Genomic DNA, 17,064 nt, shown 5'->3' with positions numbered 1-17,064 from the left:
TCTCCTGTCCAGGTGCCGCTCGCGTATACGCTGGCACAAAGGATGGTGCCGCCCCCCCGCTCCCCGGGAGAAGCAGGCCCGGCAGGTGAATAACGAATTTGTTATATAACAGATTTGTTATACACTTGATCTGTCAGGTGTCGTACATGCTGCCCGTAGGAAGCCCCGCAACCGGCGACGACTTCGTCGACCGCGAACGCGAGACCGTGTTCATCCTGAACACCATCACAAACGACCACGTCATGCTCGTCGCCCCCCGGCGGTTCGGCAAGACCTCGATCATGCGAAAGATCGAGAGAGATCTCGCGAGCAAGCACCAGCCGTGCGTCTTCCTCGAGGTCGAGAGCGTCAACTCGCCCGGGGAGTTCATCACCGATCTCGTCACGGCGCTCGTCGAGTGCGAGGGAGCGAGTGTCAAGGCCCGGATCTCCTCGGCACTCGGCAGGGCGTTTGCCCTGGTGCAGGAGAACATCGATGAGATCGAGACCCCGGCCTTCAGGGCAAAGCTCCGGAGCCGGCTGCGAGCGGAGTTCTCGGACGACTGGCACGAGAAGGCAAAGAAGGTGGATGAGATCTTTGCAGGGCTCACCGGGCCGGTCTGCATCATCCTTGACGAATTTCCGGTTGCCATACAGAACATGGAGGAGGACGACGCGAGGAAGTTCCTGCAATGGTTCCGGCGGCTGCGGCAGGTCTCGCCCAACGTGAGGTTCATCGTCGGGGGCTCGGTCAGCATCGACCACGTCGTCTACCATATCGGCGGGACTCCGGTCATCAACGACTTCCGGAGAGTCGCCGTCGGCGGGTTCAGCGAAGATGTTGCACTCTCCGTCGTCGAACGCGTCTTTCAGGGGGAGGGGTGGGAGTATTCACCGGAGATCGGGAGAGCGGTTCTCGACTGCGTGGGCGAGCCCTACATCCCCTACTTCCTCATGATCGTCCTCTCCGGCTTAAAGGAAGAGGCGGATATCTCAGGAGGGGTGCCCTCCCCGGCGCTGGTCGTGCGGGTCTACAACAGGAGGATCCTCGGCAGCGAGGGACGCCACTACTTCGAGCACTACTCGCGCCGTCTCCAGACGACCTACTCCGGGCAGGAGGCGAAGGCCGCCCGCGCCATCTTGAGCCGGGTGAGCCTCGCGGAATCCCTGCCCACGGGGATTGCCTACGAGATATTCCGGCAGAGCACCGGATCGGGGAGCGAGGATGCGTTTTTAGCGCTGCTGGCGCAACTGAACCACGACTTCTACGTCGCTTCGGAGACTCCCGGCGAGTTGCGGTTCTACTCGAAGATGCTCCGGGACTGGTGGAGGATCTATCATGCCGGCACCTGGTAGGTGTTACCGCTCTTTCCCCGCGGCCCTTGAGAGGGAGACGTTTGAGCACCTTCTCGTCGGCCGGCAGGAACTCCTGGGGAGCCTGTTCGACGAAATGGACCGGGCGTCCGGCTCCGGGACGCCGCGGTTCTTCCTCCTGGTCGGGGACCGGGGCGCCGGGAAGTCCCACCTGATGAGCCTGCTCTGCCACAGGATGCTTGATGGGCTCTCCGGCCGGGTGATCCCGGTAAACCTTGCAGGGGAGGAGTACTCGATATTCAGGGCTTCCGACTTCTTTCTCCAGGTGCTCGCGGGGATGGGGGTCGAGACCTCCGATGTGGCCGCGCTCGGCGAGGATTCGCTGGTCCGCGAGGCCGCGGTCGAGAGGATCGCCGCATCGGCCGGGGAGAGGCAGGTCGTGGTCTTCGTCGAGAACATCCACGATGTCTTCTCCCAGATGGGGAGGCCCGAGGTCCGGGCGCTGCGGTCGGTCTTCCAGCGGGCAGATAACCTCTCGGTCATCGCGTCGGCGCCGTCGCTCTTTCCCGGCGTCCTCGATCACGAGGAACCGTTTTACAACTTCTTCCGGGTCTTTCACCTCCGGGAGCTCGACTGCGCCGAATCAAAGGACCTCATGCGGAGGGTCGCGGAGGTCGACGGCAACACCGCCTTCATCGAGCACTTCGGCGACTACGAGTCCGGCATCGAGGCCCTCTGGCACCTCGTCGGCGGCAACCCGGGGCTGGTGGTCCGGGCTTGCGAGATCCTCTCGCTGTGCGGAGCAGGCAAGGCGGCGGAGGCCTTATTTCAGCTGGCGGACGAGCAGACGCCCTACTACCGGGAGGTCTTCCGGAGGCTTCCGGGGCAGCGGCGGCTCATCCTCGACACGATCCTCGCCGCAGAGACCCCGCTCACGCCCAAAGACGTCGCAGAGCGCGCCCGGCTGAACCTCGCGACGGTGAACGCGCAGCTCCGGCGGCTGGAGGCCGAGGGCTACGTCGTCTCCCGCCCGATGAAGAAGAGGACGACCTACGAGGCCCGGGATAGGATTTTCGCGCTGTGGCGGGCGATGCGAACGCCGGCCGGCCGGGACCGGGTGTTTGCCCTCATCGGGTTCCTGGAGGTCTGGCATGAGCGGCCGGCAGCCGTCGATACAACGCACCGGGGGGCGTCGGGTGTTATGGAAGGCGTTGCCCTGCCGGCCCGGACCGCGGCCGGGAGGCGGGTGGATGTGCTCGCGGCGCTGCAGGCCGGGGAAGAGCCCGACGACCCGGACCAGTTCGTGCACCTCGCGCTCGATCTCGCGGGCGAGGAACTGCTGGCCGGGAACCGGGCAAACGGCCTCTCGCTGATCCGGGCGGTGTATGGGCACGCGGGCCGCCTGGACCCGGCAACGGCACGGAGGATGACGGCAGGGTTCCTGAAACGACTCGCAAGGAAGGGGGAGGTCTCCGCGGTCGGGAGCGCCGTCCGCGAGATCATCGTGTCCGGGGGCGCCGGGTGGGAGGAGTTCCTGAAGCCGGTCGCGGATGCCGTGGCAATCGTCGAGGCGAAGGATACGCGACTGTATTACACGAGGCTGCAGCCGGAAGAGCGGGCGGTCGTTGCCGGCATTGTCCGGGCGATTACGGGGTCGGAGGAGCTGGGGGTGGGGGGTTAGGGGTTGTTTGGGGGCGGAGTTTTCAGTTCCCGCCCGGTCCCTGTTGTTTTTCTGAGTGTTTTGTTGGCTTGGGTTTTTCATTCTGAGTTTAGGGCATAACTCATAGCAGTGGTTACTCCAAATCTGCCGGACATGGTGATATCGGGGACTAAGTCTAACGTTATCTTTGCGACTTAACCTTCCCCTTCACATAAGAAACGACGTTGGCAGCTCAGGAGGAACGCGGAGCTGCCACAGGAGCAGACCGGTCCGGCCTGGCGGGAGCAGGTGTGGCCATACTATGTTGCGAACTGGATATTGCGGTGGCAGTGTGCGGGTGGCTGATAATCATCTTGAGTTGAGCAATCGGCAGAATGTCTACGCAACACAAAGCAAGGCTGATATCTTTTAAATAGTAAATACTAAACTGTACACACTAGTGAACTAGCATGCAAAAAAATGGAGTACTGGATATCTTTTGCGGACCCGGCGGACTTAGCTTGGGCTTTGCACTGGCGGGATTTGATATCGCCTACTCCATGGATGTCAATCCAGATGCTCTAAATACGATAAGATTGAATCACGCGAAAATACACGAGGCCAAGGGCGAAGACAACTATCATTGCGCGGAAGCAAAGGACATTAGAACTGTAGAATCGGATAAGATTTTACAGACTTTTGAAGCGAAAAATTTCCGCATTCAGGGAATTATCGGCGGTCCGCCTTGCCGAGGCTTTTCGTCAGCAAATACCAAAACACGGAATCCTGAAAATCCATATAATAGCCTATATAAGGATTATATTAGGTTAGTTGAAACTCTCCAGCCAGATTTCTTCATGTTTGAGAATGTAGTTGGGCTCCTGTCAATGGGAAAAGGGGGGATCATCGAAGATATTGAGAAGAAACTCCATGATGAGCTCGGATACGTTATGGATAAAGCGATCCTGGATGCCTCTGAGTATGGCGTCCCGCAGACAAGAAAACGAGTCATTATCATTGGAATAAAACCAGAGAAGTTGAAGCCCGAATACGGTGGCAGAATCAAATTTCCAGTGAGGACCGTTGACAAGGCAGTTGCCGTGCAGGATGCCCTGTTCGATCTGCCTGAGGCAGAGCCAGGCTGCCTGCAGGATGTGTATGAGTATCCTGAAGCAGAGCATTTGAGCAGTTACGCGAGGCAGATGCGGGAAACGCCACTTTGGAGTATTTTGTCATCGCAGGTGCTGAATCACAATACGACAAAGAGCAGCGATATCGTCCTAGAGCGCTACAAGCACATCAAGCAAGGGGAAAACTGGGAGAGTATTCCCGATCATCTGCTTAAGAACTACGAGGACAAAAGTAGATGTCACTCTGGAATATACCGGCGTCTAAAAGAGGATGAGCCGAGTCCTACTATTAACAACGTCAGGAAAAGCATGTTCATTCACCCACGCCAGAATCGAGGGCTTTCGGTGAGGGAAGCTGCCCGCCTGCAGTCATTCCCCGACTGGTACGAGTTCAAAGGCATCCGTGACTCACAGTATCAGCAGGTTGCTGATGCTGTGCCTCCACTGATGGCAAAGGCCATTGCGGAGCAGATTAAAAGGATGCTCATAGATCGTAGCGAATAATTCATTAGGGTACATTTAGCTTAGCAACTAATGCAGGATTTCTGAGACGCAAAACTCTGTGTAAGGACCAAGCCGAACCTATTTACAAGTTCTCGCGTAATATCACTTGCTCAAACATAGAGGGTATTTTAACCAGCAGAGATGCATCTATGATTAGTATCCAACTGTCACCGAGGGTCTAGGGATGGGTGAAAACGACAGCGAATATACAACAGATATTAAAGTAACTGATGTTGGAGAATTTATTCGGTGTGATTCCTGCGAACGTCGTTTCTTTCTAGTAACTCACGATGCAGAAATAAGGAAAGATGTACCGTTCTTTACTCGAAGGCTGAATCCTCTTGATTTAATTTTACAGAAAAGAGGAAGAATGTTTGAGGATGAGTGGGAAAAAACACTCAAAAAAAGCGGCTATAACGACGTAACAAATATCCAGGGCAAAATAGAAACTGAAAGAGCAACCCATTGGGATGATTTTTACCACGAAATCCAAAATTTAACTCCTGATAAGAAAGCATATGGACGCGAAATCCATGTCGACACATCCCTCGGAGCATTCCATCTGAAAGGTAATATCGACTTCGTTCTTGTCAGGTGGGAAAACGGGAGCCCGATTGTGTTGCTGGTTGAATGCAAAGCCAGCAGGAGCGACCAGACTTATCATCGGATGCAGGTCTCCCTCTATCGGCTCATACTCCTCAAGATGATTCAGGATGAGGGCGTGTGGATCAACGGAACTCGTGTGCGCGATGAGAATATAAAATGCATTGTGGCGAGAATAGACGAGACAACTAACAGCATACAGGGCATTCAGGATCTTGAACCAATTCCCAATCTTGAACGGGAAGAAGAGGATCTTCGGCGGATGCTCGCATCCGATGGAAAACTCGATCGAATTGTCCGTTCAAATCTGCAGGATTTGAGTTACCAACTGGAGAAGAAGTGTGATGGGTGCATCTATAACATCCAGTGCTTCCCAGAAAGCGCACGCTTCCGAAGAATTGAGTTGATCTCAGCAAATGCTTCAATCGTCCGAGTTCTGCGCAGAAATGGCATAAACAGTATTGATGATTTAGCTCAACTCGACGCTGACAGCCCAGTCGCACAGTGCATTAGAGCGGATCCTGGGTTTAATGAGAATCTTGATCATCTTATCAACAAAGCAAGGGTCCGGAGAAAGACTCTGCCTGGAGGGGAGGAAGATCCAGAAACATTTCCTGTATGGTCTTATGGCTATCATATTCAAAGTCAACTCCCTGAGCACGACCAAAATGGAACTCGTCTAATCCGAGTCTACTTGGCGGTTGAGTATGATTATGCCGAAAACCGGCTCCTTGCCCTTGCTGCACATGTAACCAGAAGTGATGGCCAAGTCCATACCCCAATTATATTTGACGAACAGAAGAAACCCCTGTTCATACCCCACTTGCAGGAACGAAGATATCAAGGCAAATGGCCAGATGGCAAACGTCAGTACGAATATTCTGAATTTAATGAGAACTTCAGCAAGGTTGTTCTTAAGACAATCCGACGCGAGTGGACTGGAGAGATGTTGCATGATAACGGCGTTGAAGAATCCCTGATTCATGACTTCTTTTACGAGCTGGTAAGGGCAATTTCATCCCTTGTCGCATCAAAACCAAAAATGGCGCCGATTCATTTCTATGTTTGGTCACCCATCGAAATGAAGAGGCTTGTTGATGCATGCGCCAGAGTCAATACAAATCTTCTAAGCCATCTAAATGAATTGCTCGGTTGCCGAGCAGGATTAGAACAACTGATATACTCCTGTGTTCAGCAAGAGGTTGATAGGAGATTTGCCCTTGGCTGGACAGGGCGCGGCCTTTCTGTCGTTGCATCGCTCCCTTGGTTTGGAAGGCACTATCATTGGCGCAGGGAAGTGGATGGTGAAACTGTTTTTCTAGACCGTTTATTCACTCAGGATATATTTGACTTTAAAACGAAGTTGAACTACTGGCCAGAAACCAGTGAATGGGCTAAGAAGAAAGATGAGGGATGCAAGCATTTATTCGAAATGCGTAGCCGATTTGAAGATAATTTAACGCTCCCATATTGGCATGCCTATTGGCAATCCCCAATGCTTCCAGACCTTGATGACCCGGACCTGGACGAATTTGGAAGAGAGCATCTTTCGAGATACCTAAGAGCAGGCAGTGCAACAGGTATGATAGAGGCTTACTTAGAGGCCAGGGCAACAGCACTCCGCTGGATCGAGGAGAACATCGAGAATAAAAATCCTGATCTCGAAAAGCCTCACTTAAATATTGACAAACTGAAAGTATTCAATCTGGACGTGTCGCATGCTATCGATTCTGCAATCGATTTTCTGCAGTTGGATCATTACATTAAGTGTGCCAACTGGATCTCAGAGAATCTATTGCCGTCTATTAATAGGGTTCCTTCAGGAAAAACCATTCCATTAAGAAATGTGTTTTCCACTAGTTCAACTGATCTTGAGGCAGAAATAATACTGGATGGTTACGATATCGATCTCGCGTCATTGCGAAAGCGTTGCGCATTTGGGGAGGGTTCCTTCGTCAGACTGAGTCCATGCTTAGGGGATCCAAACCGGGGGCAAACGATAGGTCAGCTCCGTCGTGGAGGAAGCACCTGCACCATTACATCGATAGACTGGAGCACCGGGGAAGTTGTTCTCCATGTTATATACTCTGGAGAGTCAAGGTATCTGTTATCTAGCCGAGGATACCCGTCAAATGAGGTTGTTTTTCCTTTTGCCACTATCGATGAAAATGTGTCGGACTATGTAGCAGGCAGAGTTGAGGAGAAACTTCTCTCGCCTCGGTCAAACCATGTGGGAGAATGGTTTGACCCCAAAAGCCCAAATATCGCTGAAAAGGAGCCGATTGAAGCCCACGTGATGGAAACATACTCTTCCTTAGTTAATGGATTTAGCTTCCATAATAGATATCCGCTTTCAGATGACCAGAAGAAGGGAATATTAGACGGCCTCAACACACGAATTCAATTGCTGCAAGGCCCCCCCGGCACGGGTAAATCTGCAACCACCTCCGTAGCAGTTCTCATGCGGATACTAAATCGTTGCGATGTTGGAGACGTAGTTCTGGTTGCGGCGCATACACATACCGCGGTTAATAATCTACTAAATAAAATGGCACAAAACAGAGAAGAATTTCTTCAATGTTCTTCCAAGGACGGCTTGAAATGCCCCTATATTACCATAGCCAAAGTGCACTCAAACCGGGAAAAGATGGGGGAGCATCCAGCTCCCGCTCCAATTGAAAATATCAATGCAGATTCTTGCAAGAGAAAAGTTGATAATCTGACTAAAAATTCAGTGGTAATAATTGGAGGAACAACGAGCACTATCCTGAAAATGGCTAATAAACTCGATGGAGGCAAACAATACAAAAACCTAGGCGGCTTCAGTGTATCAATCCTCATTGTGGATGAAGCCAGTATGATGGTGTTTCCCCATTTCCTTGCGCTTGCTAAACTTGTGAGGCAGAACGGTGAGATTATGCTCGTTGGAGATCACCGTCAGCTTGCTCCAATTGTTGCACACGATTGGGAGGACGAAGACCGACCTCCCGTTGTGTACTATCAGCCGCATTTAAGCGCGTTCCAGTCAATATTAAATCTCAGTGAAGCAAGTGAAGCGCCTTCGCAGAGTTCACTTTGTGTATCAAGATTAAACCGCACGTTCAGACTCCCCCCTCAGATTGTCGAGTTAATTTCTCGCATATATAAAATGGATGGCATTGCTCTAGAAGGGGTTAAAAAGTCTGTTTCAAACGTCCAAGCGGACGATTTGGGTTCATGGGAATGTATTTGGCGTGGCGGTAGCGGCATTTATCTTGTGCTTCACTCAGAACAGGAATCCCGGCGATACAACACCGTTGAAATAAAGATAATCCAGGAGATCATACAAGCAGGAGATAATCTGCCAGTCAGCTCCGTTGCTATCATTACTCCATATAAAGCTCAAAGGAGCCAACTGACCGATCTGTTTATAGACAATAATTCTATCGATATTATTGACACTGTTGAGCGCCTGCAAGGTGGCGAGCGCCCAACGGTTATTGTATCAGCAACAGTCAGCGATCCCTCTGCCATCAGCAGCAATGTTGAGTTCATTCTCAATCTAAACAGAACAAATGTTGCTTTCACTCGATCAGAGGAGCGCCTGATTGTAATTTGCTCAGAAGAGTTGATCAATTATGTTCCATCTGATCTTGATTACTATAATTCAGCGCTGCTCTGGAAAGTCCTGAGAGATCTCTGCAGAACTCAAATCGGGGCTGCTAGTATAGATGGACATGAAGTCAAAATCCTCACCTATATTCCCGAAAGGGGCGAGGAATAGAACATCTAAATGCAGTTATAGGTGTGAAAACTGACCTGCGAAAGATCTGCCTGCCGTCAGATCTTCTGCAGTTCTCTCATACCTGACTGGTGGAGAATGGTATAAGTCTGCTTAAGCGGTTTGGCAAACTTGCTGTTATTAATTGGAATATAAACACACAGTCCATCCCGTCCTCGCGTCATCAGCACACGATATGCATTCATTCGGATTGTCCGCACATCCTTGATCCGTGCGGTAGTCCGCATTTTAGCGTCCCAGTGCTCCCCATCAAAGGTGTAATCGTCCCCCCATACCAAAACAGGGAAATCAACCTCTAAACCCTGACATTCAAATTCTGTAGCTGGCCTGGAGAGAGAGCAGCAGGATTCAGGTTCACGAGGATTTGCATTGAACCATCGAATGTAGTTCAGGTTTTTATGGCGGTTTTCTCGTCCCCAGTATTGTGTATTATCGATGCCAATCTGCTGGAGACCACCTGCATACCGTGACGCGAGCAGCCCAAACCGCTTATCACTGTTGGCATAACGCTCACGGACATATGCCTTTGCGGCATCAAGGCTGTCGGTGATATATAGGGGGTAACCAGATGCAGTGATCTCACTAGCCATTCGCTGAAGCGCATTCAGGTTGTCAAGCGGGTTGTTTAGGAGAAGAGCGACCCATGTATGGAGCGTTTCGGCCTGGTGGGTCCGCAAAGAGACATTCAAATGCAAGAAGGGGTCGCTGTTGCAGGAAGTTGTTGTGGCTGCAAAAGCATCTTTCAAATGCGGTGGACAGTGGACCTGCCATGCTGCGGTATCACATTTGCTTAAGGCATCCGCCCATTGCTGAATTCCACCCTCCTCCCCTTGATAAATCTCCTGCCCTTCACCAATTAGCGCAAGAATGACGCTCCATTCTGGGATCTTCTCTGCAATGCTCAGCAGGAGGTCCGGTTCAGATACTTCTGCCTTATGATTTTTGTAAACAAGGTCAGAGCTCCAAGCACGCTGGGCTTCGTCAAATATTAGAATATGTTCTGGGGGTATCGACTGCGGCCTTTCGAAGCAATGGTACTTTAGATATGCTCTTATTCCCTTCACAAGAGGGGCTCTGTCTCCAGATTTCTGTTTAAGAGCATCTTGAAGCACGTTCACCAAAGGGCCATTGCCAGATAGAAAGACTGCAGGAGCCCCTTTCCTTCGTGTGTCGCATTCGACTGTAAGCTCTTTGAGATCTGGAGTATGTGCAATCTGCAGCCCTACCAGCGTCTTCCCTGCTCCTGGCGCTCCCGTCAGCAAAACTAGGTGACGAGTACCCGTCTGCGACGCTTCATAGCATATATCGACAATACGTTTGACCGTTTCAGGAATGTTAGCACTTTTTGCACTCCTGATCTGTGATAGGGGCTGACTGTTGAATAACCGGTATGCAGCCTCAATTAACGTCGGCAAAGGCTCGTACTCTCCTTGAACCCATGTTTCAGCATTAATTTGGGGCCCATTATGCGCTCTGCTGATGACATTTATCTCGTCAGCAAGAAAATGCGGCGATATTATTAGGGCAGACGGCTTAATGACAGGGGCCGCACTGTTTTTTGTTGGAACAAGTATCGAGTAAAATGCTGCTGTATGGGACTCCGAATGATAGTTCTTCAAGTCCCGGGCATATGCAACAGCCTGATCAATGTCTGAAGATTTAGGGTCCCTCTTATCCTTAAATTCAAGAACTGCTATGAACCCTGTTCCGAGCAGGACAGCATCTGGTCGCCTCCCGCCCTCTCTTGGGAGTTCATATTCCAGGATAACAGAATAACCAGCTGTATCTGCATTAAGATCAAGCAGCCGGCGAAACTGTTGTTGCATTACTGCAATGCTGTTGCTCCATGCGATCTCCTGTGAGGGATTTCTCTCGCCGATAAAGTTTTTCAATGACTCAAGAATTTCCTCCGCAGGTGCGTCCAGAAATTCAGGCAGGGTTGATATCCATCCACATCCCATTTTCTCACAAATCCACTAGTTCTTTTAGATCGATAGATTCTGCTTCACACCAAAGGCTTCTTGTCAAATCAGTAAGAGGGCGGACACCTTCGCCTCTCAGGATGACACCCAGTTCAAAATTATTGCGGAGGCAGTGCCTCGTTAGGTTCGCGCTTCCGATATAGGCTATCGATTCGTCAGCGATCATCATCTTAGTGTGGAGTGCATAAAGTTGATGGCCTTGTTCATCCTGGCGATAAAAATCCCTGATCTCAAGCCTGGGCGCCAGTTCCTCTTGAATAAACACTGATGCAACATCCCGGACAGCTGCATTCGGTCCCGGTCCAGATGCTCTCCCCAGCTGCCTCCCAAGTATCCATATCTTTACGCCGCTTCTCGCTGCTCCGATCATTGAAGGGAGGAGGCGCTGTGCGCCGTATTCATCAAAGAAGGGATTTACAATCCACAAGTCTCTCTCAGCTTCAGTGACAAGGCGTATTAAAGCGGGCTCTATCTCCTCAAAGCCTTCAGCGGCATTCGGAAACTCAATCGGGACCGTCGCTGCATATGAGATCCCAAGCGGCTTCGTGCTGGACCTGCGCATTTCATACTGTTGCACAACTTCCGCTGCAAAAGATTCTCTCTGGAAAAATTCTCCTGCAACATCGAGATTCAATTCAAACAAATAATCTTCAATATTCCTAGAAGGATGCCGGCTAACAATAACGCCGCCTGAGATCAGATCATACAGCAGGCCGGAGTTGACGGGCAGGGATATCTCCCTCTCAACTCCAGTTAGTATATCCGCTCCTCTAATGAGGAGCCCTCCCTCTGCCAGAGACAGTACGGCTTTTTCGGTCTTCCGGACAGCATTGGGATCTTTCAATCTGAATGCTGTTTCAAACGTCATTATTCAACCTTTTTGATAAATTCATGCTCCCAAAATCCCAGCAAGCGGCCGCATTCATTCTCCCGCCCAACCAGATAGTGCCTGCCGAGATCACGGTTGAAGTGTACGCATGATATCTCGCTTATGTGCAGGCAGGCGTGGCAGGATGCATCAGATGAGATGCAGACGGGATCATACAGGCAGGTTTCAGCGCTCTCAAAGGCCATATCGATCCAAGGGATAATGCCCGTCTCAAAGAGAGTGTGCATGCCGCCGATTTGGAAATCATGGGCATTGTTTGTGTAGATTGCAACTGCAGGGACTTCTGGGAAGATTATCTCTGCAAGTGAGTCCTTATCCATGCCCACAAGGCCGGCGCCTTTTCTCAGCAGAGTGTGAGATATTGTATGGATGAGGGTGTAAACCAATTTTGTCTCTGCAAAAGCACTTGAGATCTCATCATAAACTGGGATATCGCTTGTTTTAATGTTTCTGAGGAACCATTGTTTGAGTTCTCTCTCGTCGTTTCTGTTTGGGACCTCCGAAATAAATTCATTCTCCTGAAGCCAGCGAAGAATTCTCCACCGATCGAAAACAATCACAATTCCCTCAGTCTCTGTTGGGTTGACGTATACGGGTGTTTTATCGGGATACTTAGTATCTGGGGCAAATCCGCGGAGTACGCATTCTCCAGGATCTGTGGTGGATCGTGAGTAGCCAAAGACTGCAGAGATGACAGGAAGATCGTTTACAACGTATGCTTCGCTGATGCCGGCCCGCTTGAGAGCATCTGGGAACCGTGCAATCCTTGAAAGATTCGGATCGTTTCTTGCTTGCGCTTCACTCAGAACTTTATTCACTTCTTTTGAGCCTGGAAGGGCAATCGTATCCTGGAAACTTTGCAATGACGAGACAATAGCAGTTAAAGCATCATTATCAAGTGAAAGACCCCTTTCTGCCTCCTGAAGAGCTTCTTGCCTCCTCTGGTGCCGATCCGAACCGGAGGGAGTGCCGATAACCTGCCGGATAATCTCTTCAGGTATACCTTTCTGTATCATATTCTGTCTGATCCGCTCTGCCTCTTCTTGCTTTGAATCGGCTCTAGCAGTGTCCTGATAGTCGGCGTAATCTTCAGGAGAAATTACTCCAAGGTATTGCGCAATGTATAGTCTAAGAGTGTCTGGGTTGTCGTAACTCTCTGAACTGCTGATGCCTTTTGTATTGATTAATGAAATTGAGTGCGGATAGAACACTTGGCTTTTTCTGAACGGAGCGGTTTCCATTGGTTGATTGCATTCGTCACACCACCCCATCACCTTGCCCGTTTCGACCCCGCATATTTTACACCTCCACCGCCAATTGGAAATGCGGCTGCTGTTGCCGGTTTGAAGCACGATATGACTGAATCCATGAGTGGGGCATCCTCGCACCCGCAAGCTCGACACTTTGCCGCAGATGTGATAGTTGATCAAGTCCAACTGCCTCAGTCCGCCGCCGCATGTGCAACGGTACCCACTGCGCGTGAATTGATTCCTAAATCTCTCAATGCTGTCAAATGAGTAGGCTTTGCCGCACTCGTTGCAGATAAACGTCAGTGGAAAGAGATCGGCTTCAATTGCACTCGGCTCCAAAAATACAAACGAACTTGCGCGAGGGCTTTGAGGGTATCCACGCTTTCTTCCAAAGCGCTCAAGGCGGTGCAGGATCTCTGATGCTAGGCGGGATTCATTGGTTGACTCAGATCTGATCGAATTCCATGCCGAAATCTTCGCAATTGCCTGCGTATCAGAATGATCAATGACACATTCAGGCAGATAGCGGAAGAGAACCTGGCTTTTTCCCCTCTGCATTACTCCACACTCCTAGAATACTGAACACTCACCATTCTCATCGGGTCAAAGCTTTCACGGGTTGGTGCAATTTCTATAGGGATATCCATATCTCTGAGGCTGTTCATAGGGGTGTCAGACAATACGAATGGAATGAATCGATTACCATCGGTGCTGAGTATTTGATCCACATAGTCCTGCACTCGCTCTCTGATGTATTTTTCAAAATACGGTCCCATATCCTGGCCGTTGCAGTTATAGCATGAGAGCACGAATTCGGTAATCTGGGCGATAGAAATCCGCCTTGATTCAAACGCTTTTCGGAAATCCCCGGACATGTATGGGCTTACTTCGGGAGATTTCTCAAGGAAGTTGATTACGCAGGCAGAGAATATTCCTGGCAGTGTCCGATTTACGGCGAATTTTGCCCATCGATTCAGAGGAACTGGTTCAACGAGAACGTCTTTGTACTCGTGATATTTCTCGAAATATTTGTAGTAACTCTGATCCCGCTCTCGAGCCGGGTTGAAAACAACAAATATAACTCCAGGATACTTTCGCCCGACACGGCTGTAGGCTTGGATATACTCCGCCATATTCCTCGGCATCCCGCGAAAGACCATGAAATTCATTTTGTCGATATCTACCCCATGTGATATCATGCTCGTTGCAACGATGAGATCAAGTTTGGCTCCGGGTGTCTCACTTTCTACGGTTGAGAGCACTCCTTTCACATCGCTAAACGTGACATCGCCTGTCATTGGAGCAGTTGCCATTTCACGGATGCCTTTCTTTCTGAGATCTACATTGACCATAGTTCTGATCGACTGAATAACGGCGTCTCCCTCGAGTTTGACGAGGTTGTAACTCAGCCCTAAATCGTAATCTCTGAGAGTTGCACGCACTTCCTCCTCTGAAGAAAAACCGACATTCATCTCAAGCGCTCTGCGAGGATTATTCTTCAGTTCATAAATTTCCTCATAGTACAGTTTTAGAATATCCAGCACCGCGTAAATTACGGTTTTATTGTGAGGCATGACACCAGCAATGAGCCGTGCTGTTTCCTCCTCATCCTCCCAGGCATAGAATGACCGATTTGAAGGGAATTGATGGCCTTTTTTCATGTAAAGATGCCGGATTTGCTCCCCGTAATCTGTCACCGTTGCAGAAGACCCTATTATTTTGACCGGCTTTCCCTTTGCCAACTCCTGGATATAGTGCTCTAAGAACGTTTCATAATGCGAATCGTATGTTCCAAGAGATTCCCTTATTAAGTGCATTTCATCCTGAATGATTAACGATGGAACCGGATCATACAGGTTTACGGGCAGGTAATGCTCAACGGTGCAGAGGTTCGGATCCTCATTGTGGTAATGCTTCTTTTTATATAGGCAGTGTTCCCCTATGACAAATCCGTGTTGGGGGCACTTTCCAGAAACTTTACCGAATATCGACTTGAATTCCTTGCTCCAAGCGGCAGTTGCCATCTTGTCAAGTGTTGCGATAATAAATGTCGGGAGATATCGGTATACTTCTTGATCCGAAATATACACTGGAATCTCTTCACCGCACTCTGGATTGGTGCATTTATGGATAATTCGAAGCGAAGCGGTTTCTCCGCGAAGTTCTATAGACTCTTTACCGCAGAATGGGCAGCAGGAGATAATTTTATACTTTTCCCGCAGGCTTGAATCCGTATTGATAGGAGTAATCTCATCTTTCACTCCGTTGAATCGCGAACCGCCCTCATAGACCTTATTGGGGGTGTTCCCTTGGCCAACATAATATCCTGTGCTGAAAGGCGCATAGCACTGGCCTCCAATAACCGAGTGAGTTCTCCGGATCTTCTCGGCTTGGGCGAAGATATCCGCAATTCTTTGAAGCTGCTGCAGCGAGAGGAGACGAAGCGGGAATCTTGTAATAGCGGAAACCCCCTCCTTTTTGCCTCTCAGCCGATCAAAGAAGATAGTAAACACCACAAGGCCGAGGTACGCCTCTGTCTTTCCTCCCCCAGTCGGGAAATATATCAAGTCAACATCAGCTGCTGTGTCCGAACTGCCGCGTCCTGATGCTGCTAAGATATCGGGTATTTCCATGACAATAAAAACAATCTGGAAGAGGTGCCATGAATCAAAGCCTTTGCTTGACTGTGCAAACGCCCTGTTCATCAGGGAAAACGCTTCCATCGCCTCATCGTCAGTCTGAAGCCGCTCTACCCCGCATTTGAAGCGCCTTGTCTCTGCAATGAACTGATCTAAATCATCCCGCAAGCAGTGGCGTCCCCTAGCGGTCAGATCTGTGCGGCTCTGGAATGCAGTTTCAAGTCTCATAACCTCTTCTTCCATCAATTGATGGAGAGTCATCAGAACTGGGATTGGATCTTTCGCAAGGCTGGAGAAGTTCAGATTTATCGGTTCCTGTGATTTGTATTTTTTCTGAACAAATACAGGCATATGCTCGATGCGGATAACCCCATCCTCTTTTACAATGGAGCAATTAACTCCGGCTGCATGGATGTTTCCCTCATGCTTATAGTCATCCCGGAGATACTCAAGGATATAATCTTGGAATGCAAAGTTGATCGGCTTAGCAGACATCTCAGTCTCAAATATTGAGTTTTCCACGTCGTTTTGTTCTTTTTTCTCCTCTACAACGTTTTCCAAAAGCAGGGTCAGTTTGATGCAGTCATCGCTGTAATCTGTGGCCCGATATGACAACTGGACACTCCAACTCGGCTCGGGGATGCTTGTTCCCCAATCGTTCAAGAAGCCGCTCCACGATTCTTCGTCCTTAAGAACGCATCTGGGGACGAGCTCCTCCTGCTCCCTATCCCTCCTATCAGATGATGAATGCGCCCGCCTTCGAAACCTGTTGGGATCATCTGCAAAAATCTCTCTCGCCTGCGTAGCAAGACGCTCTGCTTCTGGGAATGTGCCCGCTCCATGCCAATCAGCACTTATCAAATCCAATAGGAAAACTTCAATTTCGACAGGGTTGGGCTTTATTTTCCTGTATGCAGTCCTCAGGCGGTACCCCGACTCTGAAGAATCACTCTCTTCACCCTCAAATTCTTCGTCTTGACCTCCCGCATCTCGACTGTAAACCCCTGTATCTTCCTGCTCGTAGATCTCCTGTTGCTCTTCCCGTTTAGGGAATACTTTGTAGTAAAACACCCCGGAGATCCGAATCCGAATCCTAGCGGTTTCTAGATCATCTTTATTTATCAAAATCTCAAGGCCGGCGGATGAGGGGGCGATTTTGGAGTAGATGGATGACACCGCTGGAAGAGGTTTTTTTGGACTCAAATTTCCAATGAAGAGTTTTCTCGAAGGCTTCTCATCGAGAATTCTATCAGAAACTGATCCATCAACACTTCGGCGAATTTTCGCCAAAACCGCCCTTGCAAATCTGCCTCGGACGAGGTTGTCTGCTCCTTGTGAACCTGGCATGTGGTTAC

Annotated in this window: 8 protein-coding genes; 4 read left to right on the top strand and 4 right to left on the bottom strand. The window is 50.0% G+C overall.

From position 1 onward, the window contains the following. The first annotated feature begins 146 nt into the window (after positions 1–146). From FKB36_RS08980 to FKB36_RS08965, 4 genes are all read left to right on the top strand, one after another. The gene (locus FKB36_RS08980; RefSeq protein WP_261597722.1) at positions 147–1,334 is read left to right on the top strand and encodes a hypothetical protein; all 1,188 of its coding nucleotides are present in this window, start codon (positions 147–149) and stop codon (positions 1,332–1,334) included. Beyond that, positions 1,318–2,973 (top strand): AAA family ATPase, encoded by a 1,656-nt coding sequence (locus FKB36_RS08975; RefSeq protein ID WP_261597721.1) that lies wholly within the window; start codon positions 1,318–1,320, stop codon positions 2,971–2,973. Before FKB36_RS08980 ends, FKB36_RS08975 begins: the two co-directional genes overlap by 17 nt. A 428-nt stretch (positions 2,974–3,401) precedes the next feature. Next, positions 3,402–4,565 (top strand): DNA cytosine methyltransferase, encoded by a 1,164-nt coding sequence (locus FKB36_RS08970; protein WP_261597720.1) that lies wholly within the window; start codon positions 3,402–3,404, stop codon positions 4,563–4,565. A 184-nt stretch (positions 4,566–4,749) separates the two neighbouring features. Beyond that, positions 4,750–8,931, top strand: a complete 4,182-nt coding sequence (locus tag FKB36_RS08965) for an AAA domain-containing protein (protein WP_261597719.1) — start codon at positions 4,750–4,752, stop codon at positions 8,929–8,931. Between the two features lie 56 nt (positions 8,932–8,987). Here the strand turns inward: FKB36_RS08965 and FKB36_RS08960 are convergent, their stop codons facing one another. The 4 genes from FKB36_RS08960 to FKB36_RS08945 all read right to left on the bottom strand — a co-directional run bounded on the left by FKB36_RS08960 (position 8,988) and on the right by FKB36_RS08945 (position 17,056). Next, on the bottom strand, positions 8,988–10,841 hold the full coding sequence (locus FKB36_RS08960) for a DUF2075 domain-containing protein (RefSeq protein ID WP_261597718.1): 1,854 nt from the start codon (positions 10,839–10,841) through the stop codon (positions 8,988–8,990). A 73-nt stretch (positions 10,842–10,914) separates the two neighbouring features. Then, positions 10,915–11,799: a phospholipase D-like domain-containing protein gene (locus FKB36_RS08955; RefSeq protein ID WP_261597717.1), complete on the bottom strand. Its 885-nt coding sequence runs from the start codon at positions 11,797–11,799 to the stop codon at positions 10,915–10,917. Further along, positions 11,799–13,061 (bottom strand): RecX family transcriptional regulator, encoded by a 1,263-nt coding sequence (locus FKB36_RS08950; RefSeq protein WP_261597716.1) that lies wholly within the window; start codon positions 13,059–13,061, stop codon positions 11,799–11,801. Before FKB36_RS08950 ends, FKB36_RS08955 begins: the two co-directional genes overlap by 1 nt. Positions 13,062–13,627: 566 nt before the next feature. Further along, positions 13,628–17,056 (bottom strand): helicase C-terminal domain-containing protein, encoded by a 3,429-nt coding sequence (locus FKB36_RS08945; protein WP_261597715.1) that lies wholly within the window; start codon positions 17,054–17,056, stop codon positions 13,628–13,630. Positions 17,057–17,064 lie beyond the last annotated feature (8 nt).

It is taken from the genome of Methanoculleus formosensis (assembly GCF_025384765.1).
In the GTDB taxonomy this organism is placed as follows: Archaea; Halobacteriota; Methanomicrobia; order Methanomicrobiales; family Methanoculleaceae; genus Methanoculleus; species Methanoculleus formosensis.
The sequence above is the reverse complement of the archived record's forward strand: the minus strand, read 5'-3'. Positions and strand labels throughout refer to the sequence as shown.